This is a genomic window from Microbulbifer maximicatervae (SeqCode) (genome assembly GCF_052467505.1).
In genome coordinates this window covers 5,239,593-5,257,283 of sequence record NZ_CP174313.1, presented here as the reverse complement: position 1 = coordinate 5,257,283, position 17,691 = coordinate 5,239,593, and the positions used below count along the sequence as shown (strand labels likewise).

Annotated in this window: 18 protein-coding genes; 12 read left to right on the top strand and 6 right to left on the bottom strand. The window is 51.5% G+C overall.

Translation table 11 applies throughout. From position 1 onward, the window contains the following. Positions 1-14: 14 nt before the first annotated feature. From hisG to ACJJIN_RS22960, 4 genes are all read right to left on the bottom strand, one after another. Positions 15-653, bottom strand: coding sequence for an ATP phosphoribosyltransferase (gene hisG / locus ACJJIN_RS22975; protein ID WP_444896353.1), 639 nt, complete (start codon positions 651-653; stop codon positions 15-17). A gap of 50 nt (positions 654-703) precedes the next feature. Continuing rightward, a complete protein-coding gene (murA, locus tag ACJJIN_RS22970; protein WP_444896352.1) occupies positions 704-1,966 on the bottom strand; it encodes a UDP-N-acetylglucosamine 1-carboxyvinyltransferase in 1,263 nt (420 codons plus the stop codon). A gap of 44 nt (positions 1,967-2,010) precedes the next feature. Next, positions 2,011-2,244: a BolA family protein gene (locus ACJJIN_RS22965; protein WP_444896351.1), complete on the bottom strand. Its 234-nt coding sequence runs from the start codon at positions 2,242-2,244 to the stop codon at positions 2,011-2,013. Positions 2,245-2,331: 87 nt separating this feature from the next. Beyond that, complete coding sequence (locus ACJJIN_RS22960; RefSeq protein ID WP_444896350.1) at positions 2,332-2,985, bottom strand: MlaC/ttg2D family ABC transporter substrate-binding protein; 654 nt, start codon at positions 2,983-2,985, stop codon at positions 2,332-2,334. 409 nt (positions 2,986-3,394) lie between these two features. Between ACJJIN_RS22960 and ACJJIN_RS22955 the strand changes: the two genes are divergently transcribed. From ACJJIN_RS22955 to yjgA, 12 genes are all read left to right on the top strand, one after another. After that, a complete protein-coding gene (locus ACJJIN_RS22955; protein WP_444896349.1) occupies positions 3,395-4,366 on the top strand; it encodes a KpsF/GutQ family sugar-phosphate isomerase in 972 nt (323 codons plus the stop codon). A gap of 66 nt (positions 4,367-4,432) precedes the next feature. Further along, positions 4,433-4,972: a KdsC family phosphatase gene (locus tag ACJJIN_RS22950; RefSeq protein WP_444896348.1), complete on the top strand. Its 540-nt coding sequence runs from the start codon at positions 4,433-4,435 to the stop codon at positions 4,970-4,972. Then, positions 4,969-5,538 carry an LPS export ABC transporter periplasmic protein LptC gene (gene lptC, locus ACJJIN_RS22945; protein WP_444896347.1) on the top strand — a complete coding sequence of 190 codons (570 nt, stop codon included), beginning with the start codon at positions 4,969-4,971 and terminating at the stop codon, positions 5,536-5,538. Before ACJJIN_RS22950 ends, lptC begins: the two co-directional genes overlap by 4 nt. Next, the gene (gene lptA / locus ACJJIN_RS22940) at positions 5,525-6,082 is read left to right on the top strand and encodes a lipopolysaccharide transport periplasmic protein LptA (protein ID WP_413663043.1); all 558 of its coding nucleotides are present in this window, start codon (positions 5,525-5,527) and stop codon (positions 6,080-6,082) included. Before lptC ends, lptA begins: the two co-directional genes overlap by 14 nt. Before the next feature lie 92 nt (positions 6,083-6,174). Further along, a complete protein-coding gene (lptB, locus tag ACJJIN_RS22935) occupies positions 6,175-6,900 on the top strand; it encodes an LPS export ABC transporter ATP-binding protein (protein WP_444896346.1) in 726 nt (241 codons plus the stop codon). A 194-nt stretch (positions 6,901-7,094) separates the two neighbouring features. Continuing rightward, the gene (locus ACJJIN_RS22930) at positions 7,095-8,561 is read left to right on the top strand and encodes an RNA polymerase factor sigma-54 (protein ID WP_444896345.1); all 1,467 of its coding nucleotides are present in this window, start codon (positions 7,095-7,097) and stop codon (positions 8,559-8,561) included. A gap of 196 nt (positions 8,562-8,757) precedes the next feature. Then, positions 8,758-9,048 (top strand): ribosome hibernation-promoting factor, HPF/YfiA family, encoded by a 291-nt coding sequence (hpf, locus tag ACJJIN_RS22925; protein ID WP_108734230.1) that lies wholly within the window; start codon positions 8,758-8,760, stop codon positions 9,046-9,048. 3 nt (positions 9,049-9,051) lie between these two features. Continuing rightward, a complete protein-coding gene (gene ptsN / locus ACJJIN_RS22920) occupies positions 9,052-9,513 on the top strand; it encodes a PTS IIA-like nitrogen regulatory protein PtsN (RefSeq protein WP_444896344.1) in 462 nt (153 codons plus the stop codon). 105 nt (positions 9,514-9,618) lie between these two features. Next, entirely contained in the window at positions 9,619-10,479 is an 861-nt protein-coding gene (gene rapZ, locus ACJJIN_RS22915; RefSeq protein ID WP_444896343.1) for an RNase adapter RapZ, read from the top strand. Between the two features lie 19 nt (positions 10,480-10,498). After that, on the top strand, positions 10,499-10,768 hold the full coding sequence (locus ACJJIN_RS22910; protein WP_444896342.1) for an HPr family phosphocarrier protein: 270 nt from the start codon (positions 10,499-10,501) through the stop codon (positions 10,766-10,768). 99 nt (positions 10,769-10,867) lie between these two features. Beyond that, positions 10,868-12,235, top strand: a complete 1,368-nt coding sequence (gene mgtE, locus ACJJIN_RS22905; RefSeq protein WP_413663049.1) for a magnesium transporter — start codon at positions 10,868-10,870, stop codon at positions 12,233-12,235. Between the two features lie 46 nt (positions 12,236-12,281). After that, the gene (yjgA, locus tag ACJJIN_RS22900) at positions 12,282-12,797 is read left to right on the top strand and encodes a ribosome biogenesis factor YjgA (RefSeq protein WP_444896341.1); all 516 of its coding nucleotides are present in this window, start codon (positions 12,282-12,284) and stop codon (positions 12,795-12,797) included. Between the two features lie 59 nt (positions 12,798-12,856). Here the strand turns inward: yjgA and msrB are convergent, their stop codons facing one another. Together msrB and ACJJIN_RS22890 are read right to left on the bottom strand one after the other, a co-directional pair. Continuing rightward, complete coding sequence (msrB, locus tag ACJJIN_RS22895; RefSeq protein WP_444896340.1) at positions 12,857-13,399, bottom strand: peptide-methionine (R)-S-oxide reductase MsrB; 543 nt, start codon at positions 13,397-13,399, stop codon at positions 12,857-12,859. A 74-nt stretch (positions 13,400-13,473) separates the two neighbouring features. Beyond that, positions 13,474-17,631, bottom strand: a complete 4,158-nt coding sequence (locus ACJJIN_RS22890) for a YhdP family protein (protein WP_444896339.1) — start codon at positions 17,629-17,631, stop codon at positions 13,474-13,476. Between the last annotated feature and the right edge of the window lie 60 nt (positions 17,632-17,691).

The window sequence follows — 17,691 nt, the reverse complement described above, 5'->3', positions numbered from 1 at the left end:
AATGCTTCGGGTATCTATTTGGTTTGTGCTACAGCCGATGCCAACTTCTCAATCAAACTATTGATTGGCGCATATTTCATCTTCATAGCTGCCTTGTTGACGATCAACCGACTACTGATTTGCGCAATGGTCTCTCGGGCTTCAAGGCCATTGGCCTTTAGCGTATTGCCACTATCTACAATATCGACAATCTCGTCGGCCAAATTCATTAGCGGAGCAAGCTCCATAGCCCCATACAGCTTAATAATGTCAACCTGACGGCCAATCGAGGCATAGTGCTTTTTGGCACTTTGTACAAACTTGGTAGCGACCTTAATTCGACCGCTGGGCAGTTGCCCGCCCTTGACACCAGCTGTCATCAGGCGGCAGCGGGCAATGCCCAAATCGAGAGGCTCGTAAATACCATCAGAACTATGCTCGAGAAGAGTGTCTTTCCCCGCCACGCCAATATCTGCGGCTCCATGCTGCACATAAGTTGGTACATCCACTCCCCTCAGGAGGAGGAGATGTACCCCTTCGCGATTCGTCGGAAATATCAACTTTCGGCTTTTAGTTAGGTCTTCAGTAGGCTCCAACCCCGCCGCCTTAAGAAGCGGTAGAGTCTCCTGAAGAATCCGCCCTTTTGTCAGTGCGATTGTAATTTGTGCAGTCATTTTGATTTATGCCAGTCCGTCATTGGCTCTTAAGGTTAACTTGGCAGCAATCAGCCAGGGACACGCCGAATATTCGCGCCGAGCTGTCGTAGCTTTTCCTCAATACACTCGTAGCCGCGGTCAATATGATAAATACGATCTACCATAGTAGTACCCTCCGCCACCATACCAGCTATAACCAAGCTAGCTGACGCGCGCAGATCTGAAGCCATTACGGGAGCGCCCTTAAGCTTCTCCACCCCGGTAACAATTGCTGTATTGCCCTCCAGAGTGATATCCGCCCCCATTCGATTCAGCTCATGAACCTGGATTAAGCGGTTTTCAAAGATTGTCTCAACTACAGTTCCCTTCCCTTCGGCAACAGCATTCATTGCTGTGAACTGGGATTGCATATCTGTAGGGAAGGCTGGGTAAGGCGCGGTACGGAAGCTCACCGCTTTAGGGCGATTGCCTTTCATATCCAGCTCAATCCAATCGTCGCCACAACTGATATGAGCTCCGGCCTCTTCGAACTTAACCATAACCGCATCGAGGATATCGGCACGAGTATTGAGCAGGCGCACTTTGCCCCTCGCCGCAGCAGCTGCCGCAAGGAAGGTTCCGGTTTCAATACGGTCCGGCATAACAGTGAACTTGCAGGGGGTAAGCTTAGGTACACCGTGAACACGCAGGGTGTCAGTGCCAACCCCTTCAATCTGAGCCCCCATAGCAATAAGGAACTCTGCCAAATCGACGATTTCGGGCTCGCGAGCGGCGTTGTGCAAAGTCGTAGTTCCCTCTGCCAGTGCCGCTGCCATCAACAGGTTTTCAGTGCCGCCAACTGTCACTTTCTCCATGACAATATTGGCTCCCTTAAGACGACCATTGGAGCGCGCCCGAATGAAACCACCATCGATAGTTATCTCAGCACCCATTGCCTCAAGGCCCTTTAGGTGAATATCGACCGGGCGACTGCCAATTGCACAACCACCAGGGAAGGAGACATTCGCAACCCCGTGCCTAGCCAACAGGGGCCCAAGAACCAAGATTGAGGCCCGCATCGTCTTAACCAGCTCATAGGGAGCGGTCAGGTCATTGACTGAGCGAGGGTCAATCTCAACACCCAGCTTTTCATCAATAGTGACGTCACACCCCATACACCGGAGCAAGGTGATCATGGTGGTAATATCGTTGAGATGCGGCAAATTATCGATTTGCACAGGCCCGTCAGCCAATAAAGCAGCAGCCAATATCGGCAAGGCTGAATTCTTAGCTCCAGAAATCCGCAGAGTCCCGGAAATTGGGCTGCCGCCCTCTATTATCAACTTATCCATTCAATCTCTTTCTAGATAGCCAACACCTCAGTGGCAATGGCAAGTTAACGACTGGCTTCTTCTGGGGTCAGAGTCTGCATTTGCACGGCATGCAAGGTGCCATCGGCGATTTTTTCACCAAGAGCGGCATAGACAAGCTGTTGCTTTTTTAAACGACTCAGACCTTCAAAGGAACTGCTCACTACAGTGACCATCAGGTGACTACCTTCAAAAGCCACTTCAACAGTGCTGTCGGGAATTTGCCCTTCGATCAGGGCCTTGATTTCGTCTGGTTGCATAGGAGGGACTTGCGATTGGTTAAAAACAGCACGCAAGTGTACTTGAATCAAGCGGAGTGCGCAGCTACGCACCCCAAAGTTCGCGGATCAACTCACTTTATTTGCGGCATCGTCTGCCGCTGACCAATTAGAAATCACCTTGTCGATGTCCCCATAAGTCTGCATTGACTGCGAGAACTGACTGCGGAAAGTCTTACCCAGGTTGACCCCATTCAGAATCACATTGATCAACTTCCACTGGCCTGCCCGATTGCGCACCAAGGTATACGAAACTTTTGTTATACCCTCTTTGCTGCGAACTTCCTGCAGCACATTTACACGATTACCTTGAGGTGTGGTGCCGGGATTGACCACTTTTACATCCAGGTCGCCAAAATTTGCCACGCCGCGAGCAAATGTCGCTACAAGATCGCGACGAAAAGCATCCGTAAAACGAGAGCGCTGGTCAGCAGTCGCCTGCTTGGCATAGCGTCCCATTACACCGCGAGCGATAAAGTCAAAATCAACAACCGGGGTCAAAACCCCCTCAACAGCACTGTAGTATCTTTGTGGGTCTGAATTTGCATACTGGGCATTGGATCGGATCACCCCCAGCAACTCATCAGAAACCCCTTTAATCATTACATAAGGGTTTTGGGCAGCATTAGCTACAGGCACTATTGCAGATGCAAAAACAGCACAAAGCGCAAACCTAATCCATCGCGACAAACCGTACCGGCCAATCCAAAATGATACGTTCACAAATTATCTCCAATTAGCAAATCATTCCTTGGACGCATATGGCGCAATTTAGTGCCACAGCAATACCACATACCAACCTTCCCGCAGTCCAACTGAGAGTGTGCCGATCATCCATTGAGTGACATAGCTGACAGCGGTGACGGCAAACTATACCATGGCCGCACCCGGTAATGTGGTGGTGTACGAGCGTGTCATTTGACACCCAGGAAAAGCACACTGGCTTTTTCAGCCGCCAGCAGCCCGCTAATATAGATTAGCACGACAGCAAAAAACTGAGCTTTCCTCAAACTACTGGAATCTTATGACAAAAATTATTCACGCTGTCGCATAAGTAAATATTGAAGCTGTCGCATAATAAGACGGCTTGATTACCACCTATTAAGCACTAGTAAGCGATTTGAGGCAGTTGATGACACAGGATCTGATCTTGGAAGCCGGGCGCCGCACCGTCCGCATGGAGACCGAAGCGGTAGCAGCACTGGAAAACAGAGTTAATGGCGAATTCCAGCGTGCTTGTGAAATGATCATGCAATGCCGCGGCCGTACGATAGTTACCGGCATGGGGAAATCTGGGCATATTGGCCGCAAGATCGCTGCTACGCTTGCCAGTACTGGCACACCAAGCTTTTTTGTTCACCCCGGCGAGGCGAGCCACGGTGATCTCGGTATGATCACCCGGGATGATGTAGTCATAGCCATATCCAACTCTGGCTCCTCCGCTGAAGTCCTCACTCTACTACCTCTGCTAAAACGCCTGGGCATTCCACTAATTAGCATGGCAGGAAAAACTGACTCCCCGCTAGCTCAAGCCGCGGAAGTCAATTTGGATATCTCAGTAGCCACAGAGGCTTGCCCGCTCAATTTGGCCCCCACCTCATCGACAACAGTTACTCTGGTGATGGGAGACGCACTTGCAGTCGCCCTGCTCGAGGCCAGGGGTTTTACTGCCGAAGATTTTGCCTTCTCCCACCCCGGCGGTGCCCTAGGGCGCCGACTTCTTCTAAAGGTTGAGGATGTGATGCATGCGGGCGATGAACTCCCCCAGGTAACTCCAGAGACGCTGCTATCAAAAGCCCTGCTAGAGATGACCAGCAAAGGGTTCGGTATGACAACTATTGTAAATAGCGACGGTGAATTACTCGGCGTTTTCACCGACGGCGATTTACGCCGAGTAATAGATCAAAAAATCGCACTCGACAAAGCTGTAATGGAAGAGGTGATGAGCCGCCGCCCTAAAACGGTTTCTGCTGACACTCTCGCTGCAGAGTCCCTGAGAATTATGGAGGACTACAAAATCACTGCATTAGTAGTAGAAGATGAAGCCCACCATCCTGTCGGCGTACTCCATATGCACGATATTCTGCGCGCCGGAGTTATCTGAGATAATACCGGACAATTAATACGCAGGTTTTGCCCTCACAATCAAAGGCGAAGAGAGATTACCCCGGTGATACCCGAGCAAAAATTAAATGATTCCCTGAAAAATATCCGCTGGCTTGTTCTGGATGTGGACGGTGTTCTGACAGATGGCAAGCTTTATTTTGACAATAGCGGCAACGAACTCAAAACCTTTCACACTCTGGATGGGCACGGCATTAAAATGCTACAGAACTCTGGGGTGCGCGTAGCAATCATTACTGGCCGACGCAGTAATGTTGTAGAGCGCCGTGCGCACGACCTGGGGATCAATAAATTGATTCAGGGCCGGGAGGACAAGTTTGTCGCACTACAAGAATTACTTTCTGAAGAGTCATGCCGCCTGGAAGATATCGCTTATGTCGGGGATGATTACCCCGATCTATTGGTAATGACCAAGATCGGGTGCCCCATTGCACCACCTAATGCAGCCCCACCCGTACGGGAGAGAGCCCTGTGGATCACAGAGGCCTGCGGCGGCGAGGGTGCTGTACGCGAAGTCTGCGACCGCATTATGATTGCACAAGGGACCTTTGACGCGGCGCTCGCCCCCTATAACGGAGAAAAATGATGCGCTCGTGGTTGCCTCTCATACTGGTCATTCTGCTTATAAGTGCCGGACTCTGGTTTTCCGAAAGTCCGCCAGAACAGCTCTTAGGTAAAAGGCCCACTCCTCAGCAACAAAATCGGGCTGCGGACCTTATTATCAAAGGGGCTGAAACTCGCCACTTTGACCAGACAGGCAACCTAGCTTATCGAGTGGATGCAGAGCAAATCACCTACTTTCAATTTAAACGTCGGGATCGAGCCAACCTTGAAGAGCCGCGCATGCTGTTCTATACGGACGACCAGCCCAAGTGGGCAACTCGGTCCAAAAGGGGAGTGGCCTTCAATCGCGGAGAACGCATCGTTCTCAGCGGTGCAGTTCAAATTGATGAACTCCCCACCCCTGATGGTATCCAACTAAAGACGTCACGTATTACGATCTTCCCTGACAGGGAATTCGCCGAAACCGACAAAGTTGTTACTATTAGCTCTGGCCCTAACCACACCAAAGGGAAGGGCATGCGCGCCTACTTGAAAGAAAACCGGATGGAAATTCTATCCGACGTGAAGAGCAGCTATGACACCCAATAACCGCTATCCCTCAATATTTAAGGCCGTTACTGCAATTGCGCTGGCAGCTATTGCCACTGCAGCACAGGCTTTACCCGACGACAGAACCCAGAGAATCTCTGTGGGCTCGGAATCTATGTCAGCCGACCGCGCCAATAACTTAGTGGTATATAGTGACAACGTGGTCATCACACAGGGCTCCCTCCAGATCAAGGCAGATCGCGTGGAAGTGTACTTCACGGCCAGCGATGAAATCAGCCGGGTGATTGCTGTGGGCCGCCCCGCGCACTTCCAACAAAAGATATTGGAGAGCGAAGAGCCTGTAAAAGCCCGTGCTGAGCGCATCGAGTATGTCATCAGCTCTGAAGAACTGCAGCTCACAGGGCAAGCTTATATCGATCGCGATGGCAACACCCTAACTGCGGAGAAAATCGACTACGATCTCGCAACTGAGCAAATGAGCGCTCGCAGTCAGCCTGGCCAAGGCAGAGTTGAGATGATCTGGAAACCTGAGAGCACCGAAACCAGCGAGCCTGCTGAAGCTAATACCGACACAGACCAGTAATTCATCCAAATTTCAGTGCCTGTAAAACAGCGCTACTTACAATGATGTAATCCGCTACCCCTCTCGGCCGCGGTTAGATTTCAGGACTCATTATGCCAACGCTACAAGCGTTACACCTCGCCAAACAATATAAAAAAAGAAAAGTTGTCCAAGATGTCTCTGTCAGCGTCTCAAGTGGGCAGGTCGTTGGCTTACTTGGCCCCAATGGAGCCGGGAAAACCACCTGCTTCTATATGATCGCAGGGCTGGTGCAGGCCGATGCCGGGCAAGTCCTAATCGACAACGAAGATATTACCCGCCTATCAATGCACGGGCGCGCCCGCAAGGGAATCGGTTACCTGCCCCAGGAAGCCTCTGTTTTTCGACGCCTGTCAGTGCGTGACAATATTCTCGCAATCCTCGAAACCCGAAAAGGACTCAATCGTGCAAAGCGCGAAGTGCAGGCCCAGGAGTTGCTCGAAGAGTTCAATATCACACACATTGAAAACAGCCTAGGAATGGCCCTATCCGGCGGAGAGCGGCGCAGGGTGGAGATTGCACGAGCCCTGGCTACAGACCCAAGCTTTGTCTTGCTCGATGAACCCTTTGCTGGTGTAGACCCTATTTCAGTGAACGACATCAAACACATTATTCGCCACTTGCGGGACAGGGATATCGGCGTTTTGATCACAGATCACAACGTGAGAGAAACCCTGGATATCTGTGAAACTGCTTATATCGTCAGCGAGGGGCATATTATTGCCTCAGGCACACCCGATGATGTTCTCGCTAACCAACAGGTACGCGAAGTCTATTTGGGACATGAATTCACGATTTAATGGCAAATGATGACAGGCGTAACTAAATAGGCAAAATCTCGAAAAACATATCATATCCCACATAGGAATTGACCTTCTGGCAGGCAATAGTCGGCACGCTTATTGCTTGTAATAGTTTGAGGGTCAAGGTAGTCTGCGCCATCTCGGGTTAATTTTGACGAACCCTTTGTCGCACTGGCCTGCAACTTTAAATTATGAAGCAGTCTCTCCAGCTCAAGCTCGGCGCACAGCTAACCATGACCCCCCAGTTGCAGCAGGCAATACGCCTCCTGCAGCTCTCCACACTAGATTTACAGCAAGAAGTCCAGGCAGCCCTCGACAGCAACCCAATGCTGGAAGCTGAGGGTGAAGATCTGGCTCAACAAGTAACTGCCGATACTGAGAGCAACGCACAACAAGAGCTGCCAGCCGCTGCAGGGGAGGATTTAACCCACACAGCCGCTGAGGAAAAAGAACTTGGTGATTCTGAATGGAACCAGGATATTCCAACAGAGCTGCCGGTTGATACTCACTGGGACGACATTTACAGCAGCTACAGTGGTCCCGCCGAGGGCGACGACCCCAATTTTGAGCGCAACTCTTCCACCGACACACTTCAAGACCACTTGCGCTGGCAATTAAACCTGACAGCACTTTCCAGTCACGATAAATGGATCGGCGAGCACCTTATTGACGCCATCGACCCAAACGGTCTCCTCAATACCACCGCTGATGACATGGCCACCTCCCTTCAGCTCGAAGAAGATGAGGTAGTTGCAGTCCTTAAAGCTGTACAACAATTCGAACCAGCTGGCTGTGGGGCCAGAAACCTCCAAGAGTGCCTTCTACTCCAGCTCAAGCAGCTACCAGCGGAAACTCCGTGGCTAAACGAAGCGCAGACCATCATTGAGCGCCACTTGGAATTACTTGGAAAAAGGGATTTCAGGCAACTCACCCGACGCACACGTCTCAACGAAGCCCAGCTCGGCGAAGTAATCCGCCTTATCCAGACACTAACCCCCAATCCAGGTGAGGAGTTCAGCGGGGAACAGCCCGCTTATGTCATTCCCGATATTATTGTGTCCCGCAAAGATCACCGCTGGCTGGTCGAACTCAATCCAGAGATCACTCCCAAGATCCGGATTAATGGCCACTACGCCTCCTTGGTAAAACGGGCGGACAACTCCCGGGAAAACAATTTCATGCGGGATCACTTGCAGGAGGCCCGTTGGTTCTTGAAGAGCCTACAGAGCCGCCACGACACCCTGCTAAAGGTCGCTACGTCCATTGTGGATAAGCAGCAAGGCTTTTTTGAGGAAGGCCCAGAGGCAATGCGACCAATGGTTCTGGCAGATATTGCTGAAACCATTGGCATGCATGAATCCACCATATCCCGAGTGACCACCCAAAAATATATGCTGACTCCACGGGGAGTTTTCGAACTCAAATATTTCTTCTCAAGCCACGTCAGTACAGATTCCGGTGAGGATGCGTCATCCACCGCCATTAGAGCCCTGATTCGCAAGCTGATTGACACGGAAGTACCTCGAAAGCCGCTATCAGATAACAAAATCACTCAGGAGCTGGACAAGCAAGGCATCAAGGTTGCGCGCCGAACGGTAGCGAAATACCGTGAATCTATGGGCATCCCCTCCTCAAGTGAGAGAAAGAGGCTCATTTAAGTCACAACCCAAACACAGCCAATTAATCTGACCCCTAACCCACCTCCAGTCATACGCTACTGGCGCCTTCCGCCCCCAACCTGCAACCAAAATCCAAAATTTGAGTGTATCCTTCCATTCTGGCCCACTTCCTAGTAGGGTTGCGACCCGATAGGGGGTGAGCGCCGGCTTGTGATGCACCTTTAAGGAGAAATCCATGCAGATCAATATTAGTGGCCACCACGTCGACGTTACCTCACCTATGCGCAGCTACTGCGAAAGCAAAATGGAGAAGCTGTCCAGACATTACGACAACATCACCAACGCGCAAGTAATTTTATCCGTCGAAAAACTGATCCAAAAAGCTGAGGCGACGGTACATATAAACGGTCACGACCTCTGTGCTGGATCCGAAGACAGAGATATGTACGCGGCAATTGATGCGCTCACCGATAAGCTGGACCGCCAACTGAAAAAACACAAAGAGAAGTTGCAGAACCATCGCTGAACTATGACACTGGAAGCATTACTCTCTCCCCGCCTTAGCCTTTGCCATCTGGCGGGGAGCAGCAAAAAAAAGCTACTGCTCAATATTGCCCAGGCCATTGCCGAACAATATCCCCAACACGACTCCGATACAGTTTTTAACCAACTGATCGCCCGTGAGCGCCTTGGTTCCACCGGTATCGGCGATGGTGTTGCCATTCCCCATTGCAGGCTGCCCGGCTGTGATAGCCCCATTGGGGTTCTCTGTACCACCCAGCCCGCCATTGATTTTGACTCTGTCGACCGCCAGCCTGTCGATTTGCTATTTACTCTTCTGGTCCCCGAAGATGCTGAGCAGGAACATCTGGATACGCTAGCCGAAATCGCCGCTCTGTTTTCCAACAGCCAGGTTAGAGATAAGCTAAGGCAAGCACAAAGTAGTGATGAGCTATATGCCCTCGCTATTGATAGTACTGCAGCCGCCTAGAGGAGGTTTTGTTAGTAACTGAGTCTCAGAGCTGACATTCGCCTCATTGTTCAGGTAGTGCAACAAGCGAAATAATAAAGACTTGATCAAAGAAAAGGGCTCTCCATGCGCTTGGTGATAATTAGTGGACGCTCCGGCTCCGGAAAAAGTTCTGCACTGCAATTACTGGAAGATGTCGGCTTCAATTGTATCGACAACCTTCCCACCAGCCTGCTCCCGGAGCTGGTTAAGAGGGTCAAGTCACAACCGCCAAAAGAAAACACACCTCTGGCCCTGGGTGTCGATGCCCGCAACCTCTGGCAAGACATTAGACAGGCTCCCAGTGTTATTGAGTCCTTGCGCGAGGCAGGGGTTCAATGTGATGTTATCTATCTCGATGCCCGCGAGCCGGTTTTAGTACAGCGATTCAGTGAGACCAGACGGAAGCACCCTCTCAGCAATGATTGCACCCATTTGCTAGAAGCTCTCAATCAGGAAAAAGAGCTTCTCACCCCTATCTCAACCATCGCAGATATGGTTATTGATACCAGCACCCTGAGTTTGCACCAACTGCGTGAACTGATTAAAAATCGTGTTGTTGGAGAACAATCAAACAGCATGGCGATTCTCTTCCAGTCCTTCGGGTTCAAGTATGGGGTGCCTGTGGATTCAGACTTGATTTTTGACTTGCGCTGTCTACCCAATCCCTACTGGGAACCAGCTCTAAGAGAAAAAACCGGTAAGGATATCGAGGTCGCCGAATTCTTGCGCTCTCACCCAGAGACCGCAAAGATGGAGGCTGACATCACCAACTTTTTGGAAAACTGGCTGCCCTCCTACCAGAAAAGTAATCGCAGCTACACCTGTGTCTCTATCGGCTGCACTGGGGGCCGACATCGATCAGTTTATATGGTTGAACAGCTGGTAAAGAAATTTTCCAAAGAGTTTGATAACGTCCAGATACGCCACAGGGAGCAACAAAAATAGATTTTTGTCGAGCAGCGCAATGCAGAAACACCAACTGACCATCATCAATAAACTCGGCTTGCACGCCCGCGCTGCAAGCAAGTTCGCGCAGACTTCCTCCAGGTTCTGCTCCAATATTAAAGTGCATTGCCAGGGTAAAGCCGTAGATGGAAAAAGTGTGATGGCCCTAATGTTGCTAGCTGCGGGCAAAGGCACGGAGCTGGAACTGGAAATAGAGGGGACAGATGAAAATGCCGCCCTGGAAGCTATCAGCACACTGATCTCCAATCGATTCGGCGAAGCTGAATAGAGGCCAGTATACTATTGCCACGAAAAGCTCACTCTAAACATTAAATCGCTAAGCTTTTACATCGCCTCCCAAATCCACCACTAGCAGTAAGGACTTGTTGTGCCCAGCTCTCCCCAAGCCGAAATCAAATTCCGCGCACAGAATCAGCTGGGTGAGCTGTATGCCGCGCTGGATAGCGGTACGGGACAAGAAGTCCGGCGCATGCTCAAGACCCTGACCCCCCAGAGTGTTGCGCAATTGCTGGAGAGCTCTCCACCCCGTATCCGCCAGGTACTTTGGAATTTGGTGGACAGGGAAATAGAGGGTGAGGTCCTGCAGGAACTCACCGACGATGTGCGCAGCCAGATCCTCGCCACTATGGATACCGAGGAGATGGTGGAGGTGATGGAAGGCCTGGATGCCGACGACATCGCCGATATACTTCAGCAGCTGCCGGAGCGAGTTGTTGCCGAAGTGCTCTCATCGATGACGGAAACCGACCGCCTCCGGGTTGAAAGTGTTCTCGCCTATGATGAGAACACTGCTGGCGGTTTAATGGATACGGACACAATCTCTGTCCGCCCCAATCTGACTCTAGATGTGGTACTTCGCTACCTTAGGCGCCATGAGCAACTACCGGAATCTACCGACAGCCTTTTTGTGATTAACCGGAGGGGCCAATATATCGGTCTCTTGCCACTATCCAAACTTCTCACCACAGACCCATCGGTGACAGTTCGCGAAGTGGTCAATACCGATGTGGAACCGATACCCGCAGATATGCCCGACACTGAAGTCGCGCGCTTGTTTGAGAAATATGATTGGATTACCGCACCGGTAGTCGATGAAGATAACCGCCTGCTGGGGCGAATCACCATTGACGATGTAGTAGATGTTATCCGAGAGGATGCAGATCACTCCCTGATGAGCCTTGCCGGCCTCGATGAGGAGGAAGACACCTTTGCCCCAGTAGGGCGCACTGCTCGGCGCCGGGCCGTTTGGCTGGGTATTAATCTGCTCACAGCTCTGCTTGCCTCCTGGGTGATCAGTTTGTTCCAAAATACCCTGGACAAGGTGGTAGCCCTAGCAGTCCTAATGCCCATCGTCGCCAGCATGGGGGGCGTGGCCGGTAGCCAAACGCTGACAGTGGTCATTCGCGGTATGGCCTTAGGCCAGATAGGACGCAGTAATTTAAGCTGGCTACTTTCCCGTGAGCTGGGTTCGGCGGCACTCAATGCTCTTTTGTGGGCGCTTGTGATGGGCTTGATAACCGCCATGTGGTTTGGCGATATATGGATTGCGGTCATTATCCTTGCCGCCATGATAATCAACCTATTAACCGCCGCACTCGCCGGAGCGATATTACCAGTAGCATTGCGTGCCATGAATATAGACCCGGCACTGGCCGGCGGGGTAGCGCTTACTACAGTCACCGATGTAGTAGGCTTTATGTCTTTTCTGGGCTTGGCCACTTGGTACTTTAGCTAAATCACCTCTGGACCAAGCCCCCTTATTTACCGAAAGCGAATCAAAGATGTACGAATACGACGATTACGATGACGACCTGCCGAAAAGTAAAACTCAGGTCAAAAAAGAAATGCACGAGCTGCAGGACCTCGGCAAGCAACTAACCGAGCTCTCCAAGGCCCAACTGGCTGAAGTCCCCATAGATGAGGACTTGCAGGAAGCTATTGCTACGCTACATCGGATCAAATCCAATGAAGCTCGCCGGCGCCAGATGCAGTACATCGGCAAGTTGATGCGCAGTGCCGACCAAGAAGCGATAGAAACAGTGCTGAGCCGCTTTAAAGAGCGAGACCAACAACACCTGCGTTTCGATAAAATGGCTGAAGACTGGCGCAAACGACTACTGGAGGAAGGCAATAGTGCCCAGGGGGAGTTCTTTGACCAGCATCCCGGTGTCGATCACCAACAGCTGCGCCAACTGATTAGGGACTCCCATCGAGAAATCAAAAACAATAAGCCACCAACCAATCAACGAAAATTATTCCGCTATCTTCGCGACTTCTTTATCCAGGAAGCGGAATAAGGGCTCCGGGCGCTCCAGAGTTAACTGGCTGGCAGCGCCCGCAATCTAGTCATCAGAAGTTATTGCGCTTTCTTATCCCCAGGAGCCGGCACAAAGTCCAGGGCGAGAGAATTTAGGCAGTAGCGCAAACCAGTGGGCTCCGGGCCATCTTTGAAAACATGCCCCAAGTGTTCCCCGCACTTTGATAACACCTCAGTCCGCTTCAAGCCCCAGCTGTAATCGTCCTTTAAAACAATATTTTGTGGGTAGGCAACATCCCAAAAGCTGGGCCATCCAGTACCCGATTCAAACTTCTGCTCAGAGCTGAAAACCGGTAAACGGCAACCCGCAGTGACATAAACCCCTTTCTCTTTGTTATTCAGAAGCTTGCCACTAAAAGCGGGCTCGGTACCTTTTTTCCAGAGAACCTTATAGCGATCCTCTGGCAGGATCTGCTTCCAGACAGACTTAGGGATCTGATCGAGATCAGTCCCCTCTGCAATATGCTTTTCAGCTTGAGCGACCGTCATATTCTGGTCGCGCTGGTGGTCATCTGCCTCAGAACACGCCGAAAGGGTGACGGCTGTAAAAAGAAGGAGGGGCAATAATGAATGCAACGCCATCTAGAGTGCTCCTTTTACAGGGGATCATCACTAAGATTAGATGGCTATTGCACGCTGCCTCTGGATATTAAAACTCAAGCTGCAGGTGGGGACTTCTCTTCGGAACCGACCCCAACCTGCGTCTTGTTCCCCTCGTGGTCCAGAACCGCGCCCTCTCGTTTGGCGCCATCTCCATCAAACAATTTCTCAAATCGCATTTGCGGGTCTGACCAGCCACCACTAATTCGGTAACTGACACTGGCGACCTTTTTCACCTGCTTTTTAAATGCCTTACTGATCAGGTAGACACCCGCAGCTGCAGGCAAGCCACCGGCTAGGGCTGCAACCAAAGCCAGGTTATTCCCAACTGGCAAAGTAGCCACCAACGTTAAATCCAGATCTTCGCGGACTAAATTAACCCGCCCCGCCATCTGCAGTTCACTGGTGGGTCCCTCTACCTGGATGGGTACAGCGATTAAAAGCTGACCATCGCCTTCAAAGACTACTTCACCACGCACCCTATCAAAAGCCATACCACTCTTGTAAAGGTCGGTGAAATCAAGACGCAAACGTCGCGCCCAGGTATCAAAATTAAACAGTGACAATAGACGCAACACAGTAGAGCCTGTCGCACCGGTTGATCGCAGGAATCGGCCATCGCGAATATCAACCTTAAGCTCTCCGGAGAGAAGGCTTCCTTTCACCTGAGTCGGGGCCCCCTCCCACTTCAAAGCAGTTTCAAAGATCGCCGATTTACTCTCAATCAACGGCTCATGGCCCATCTTGCGCTGGATATCTGCAAGATCATCCGCCACCAATCGGCCGATAAATTGTGATGACTGCTGCCCCTCGGCATCCCTCATCCACACCAATTCTGCACCTAGCTCACCACTGTGTTTGCCCTGCCCCTCGATGCGGAACCCTCTCACCGTGCCGTGGATATCACTCACCACCAAACGATCTGCAGCTGTCCTCAACTTAAATGACCAAGGCCCCAAGGCCTCTTCACCTATTTGAAGGTTATCAGCACTAAAATCGATTTGAGGCAAACTAGTAAAATCAAACTGCGCCAAAGGATCCGCTACTACCTCCTCCGCAAAGGGGTCTAAGGGAAAAGCTTCATCACTGACTTCAGCCGGTTTCTCTGGCTGAGGCAGACGCAAATGAGCCAGTTTGAGGCGTAACGGTGTACTGCCATCCAGTAAGCCGGTTAGATTTCCTGCAATCATTTCACTGTCAAATTTGAGCTTCCAATCCGTCCCCACTCCCTCACCGGTAACATGGATATGCTCAATTTCTGCAGAGCCCAACCGAAGCTGATCTGTACTGAGATCCAGGCGTATCGGAAGTGGCTCACTGGCACTACCCGCAGCCTCTCCTGGATTTTCTGCATTACTTGCAACAGAACTGGCAGCGCTTGGCTTCGCTGGTTCAGACAACTGGTAAATATCCAGCAGAGACTGCCAGCGAGGCAAGTCAACAGTGGAAATATCTCCAGTGACCGTCAACTCCCGTTTGGAGGGCAAATTTGCCTCAGCATTCAAGGCGATTGCAGCCCGATCTAACTCTCCATCAATCAGCCAGAATTGCCCCTGTAAATGTTCTCCATAGTCCAAGTGGAACAAGCTGCCCTGCTCTCCAATCGGCACTCGCAATACAAAATTGGTTTCTGTTTCCGCCGTCTTGCCAAGTGGGTCAGGTAGGTTTACAGCCACACCGGCCAGGTTGGAAGTGAGCTCAAATACTGCGGCGTAAGGGGTTTCCGCTGATTTTGCAGGAATGGTCACCAGGGCTTGATAATCCATTTCTCCTTCCAGCCACTGCAGTTCTGGCCGCGAACTCCAAGCGTGTACCGACTCAACCAATGCATTGCCGTCGATAACCACCTGGGTATCCCGTGCATCCCCCTCGCCAATATGTTGGATACGAGCAGTCAGCGGGCGGCCCCACAATTTGCCATTCAGCTGGGTCCCTTCAAGGCCTGTCGCACTATCGTATTTCACCAAACCATTCAACGCAGTCGCATCGAGGCGGAGCCCTTTCAGTTGAAGGTCACCGTGCTTCAGGTTGACTTCAACCTGTTGCTCGGGAACTACGGATGACTGTCCCAAGGGTAGAGTTAAGGATACAACGCCATCCAAATTCCCCGTCAGGCTCCAATCATCAAAGGCACTTCCAAGGTGATCTCTGAGTGGTGATTCACGCAATAGTCGCAACCCATCGGCAGCGGGTCCAACCACCTCAGTTTGTACATCAAGGCGTGAGCCTCCACCCTTCTGAGGGGTTACCGCAACCAGAATATTTCCAGCATCCATATTCCAGAGCTTGGCTTTATCGGCATTGACCCGCACAATTTCATCATCGAGCAACAAACGGCCATCCACATCCCTGACCTTAGGCCACTCACTGGCGTAGTCTAGGCTCGCATTTGAAAAGTCGAGCGCCAACTGAATCGTTCTGCGCTTCTGGTGAGTCGCGAATGCTCTAAGGAATTCTTCTTTACCCTCTTTGCTATAACTGCTGCCGCGATAGATAAAGGCCGCACTCTCAACGCGCCCTTGATTGTTCTTACCCAGGCCAGTTTTCAACCAGCTGCGCAAATCATCGCTAACCACAAATGGCACCAGCTCTTCCTGGGTAATAACCCCCGCATCTTTTATCGATAGGGAAAGCACCAGATCCACAGGTCGTGTTTGGGCGTGGAAGGGTAGTGACAGCATAAACTGACCACCGACCTGACCAAGTTCACCGCCAAGCATCAGCGGGCCCGACAATACGTTGACTTCGTTCAACGCCTTATCGACATCCCAGGCTATGGTGCCGCTGGCTTGCTCAAAGCCAAAAGCATTCTTATACAGACTGGGAAAGTGCGCCCCGAGGGAGGTACCGTCGAGTTCAACCCGGCCACTGGCGCCCTGAACTTGAAGATATCCACTCAACTGGGTAATTGCCGGGGCTCCTCGAAACGCCTCGACCGCAATATCTTCCAAGTTTGCGCTGATCTCTAACTGCCGGTCCGCACCAGCTCGCAGACGCAGGCTGCGCAACTGACCTTGGGGTTTTAGTGCACGCAACCAGTCATCTGCAGCTCCCTCTAGTAACGACAAGCGATTTAAGATGCTGCTCCAACCAGCGAGATCAACCAGATCAGCCATCAGGGCTATACCCTCTTGGTCACTGTTAACCTGCAGGTTCAGCGACGGCATTTTCAAGCCCTGCCAATCGATTTCAATATCCTGCAGCGCTAATCGCCAGTGCTCTCCCGGCAACCAGCGGCCCGACAAGTTGCCAGAAAAAGCGCGCAGCGGAGCCAGTGTATGCTCTTCTATATCTTCTCCTGCCCTTTGCATATCGGTCAGGCTTTCTACTTGGGCCAAGTCCACCTGGCCCACTATGCGATACCCACTTACGGCATCACTGTGCAACCACAAGCGGCCGTCTGCCCACTTCTTCCCCTGCCAGTGAAACCGGTCGGGTAACGGGGTGAGTTCGTGAAGCAAGCTGACAATGTCTTCATCCAGTAGCAACTCATTAAGCTGCATATAGCCGCGCAGTGAGAAGTGCTCTTTATCTTTGGGATTGCCCCGCCCCTCTAACACAACCCGTAGGGTCTCTTCATCAACCTGGCTACTCTCCCCTTCACGGGAAATAAAAGCCCGTGCAGTCAGTCGGTGAAAATCTCCGCTATTTTCCAGCTGGATTTCAGGCAAATTGATTTCTGCCAGCTGCTCATCGGGAAGGCGCACAGTGATCGCTGCATCACTGATTTGGATTTTGGGGCTCAACTGGAATAGGCGGGCCGGATCTGCCGCTTCGGAATTGGGTGCAGTGCTGCCTTCAAGCTTAAGCGGGGCATCGGGAAACCCCTGTAGATACCAGAGGCCATTTTCATCTCGATTGAGCCCGGCCGAAAACTGATTCATTTGCAGGTCTTTCCAGACCAATTCCCGGTTCCAGAGACTGGAAAGTAGATCCAGCTGGAATAGGCCGTGCCCCATTCTCAGCTCACCGTGCTCCCCCAGACGCAGCCCATCCAGCTGCAATGCAACTTCAAGGGCCTCCCAACGCAGGGAAATACGATCCATCTGTACAGGAACGCCTAGCTGCTCACTAAGCCAATGACTAATCTGGGGACGATAGTTCTCTACCTGCGGGGACAGCAGTCGGCCTGTTTGCACGATGATTGCCAGAGCAATCACCAAACTTACCGACAGTAACCAGAACTTTCTTGCAATCCAGCGTATTACAACCATCGCTATACCCTCACCACCAAACAGGCATGGACCGAGCGCTGACAATAAGCTCTCTTAGCT

Excerpts from the sequence above, each read along its gene's own strand:
- hisG (WP_444896353.1), bottom strand. The coding sequence starts at position 653 with ATGACTGCACAAATTACAATCGCACTGACAAAAGGGCGGATTCTTCAG.
- murA (WP_444896352.1), bottom strand. The coding sequence starts at position 1,966 with ATGGATAAGTTGATAATAGAGGGCGGCAGCCCAATTTCCGGGACTCTG.
- ACJJIN_RS22965 (WP_444896351.1), bottom strand. The coding sequence starts at position 2,244 with ATGCAACCAGACGAAATCAAGGCCCTGATCGAAGGGCAAATTCCCGAC.
- ACJJIN_RS22955 (WP_444896349.1), top strand. The coding sequence starts at position 3,395 with ATGACACAGGATCTGATCTTGGAAGCCGGGCGCCGCACCGTCCGCATG.
- lptC (WP_444896347.1), top strand. The coding sequence starts at position 4,969 with ATGATGCGCTCGTGGTTGCCTCTCATACTGGTCATTCTGCTTATAAGT.
- lptA (WP_413663043.1), top strand. The coding sequence starts at position 5,525 with ATGACACCCAATAACCGCTATCCCTCAATATTTAAGGCCGTTACTGCA.
- lptB (WP_444896346.1), top strand. The coding sequence starts at position 6,175 with ATGCCAACGCTACAAGCGTTACACCTCGCCAAACAATATAAAAAAAGA.
- ACJJIN_RS22930 (WP_444896345.1), top strand. The coding sequence starts at position 7,095 with ATGAAGCAGTCTCTCCAGCTCAAGCTCGGCGCACAGCTAACCATGACC.
- hpf (WP_108734230.1), top strand. The coding sequence starts at position 8,758 with ATGCAGATCAATATTAGTGGCCACCACGTCGACGTTACCTCACCTATG.
- ptsN (WP_444896344.1), top strand. The coding sequence starts at position 9,052 with ATGACACTGGAAGCATTACTCTCTCCCCGCCTTAGCCTTTGCCATCTG.
- rapZ (WP_444896343.1), top strand. The coding sequence starts at position 9,619 with ATGCGCTTGGTGATAATTAGTGGACGCTCCGGCTCCGGAAAAAGTTCT.
- ACJJIN_RS22910 (WP_444896342.1), top strand. The coding sequence starts at position 10,499 with ATGCAGAAACACCAACTGACCATCATCAATAAACTCGGCTTGCACGCC.
- yjgA (WP_444896341.1), top strand. The coding sequence starts at position 12,282 with ATGTACGAATACGACGATTACGATGACGACCTGCCGAAAAGTAAAACT.
- msrB (WP_444896340.1), bottom strand. The coding sequence starts at position 13,399 with ATGGCGTTGCATTCATTATTGCCCCTCCTTCTTTTTACAGCCGTCACC.
- ACJJIN_RS22890 (WP_444896339.1), bottom strand. The coding sequence starts at position 17,631 with ATGGTTGTAATACGCTGGATTGCAAGAAAGTTCTGGTTACTGTCGGTA.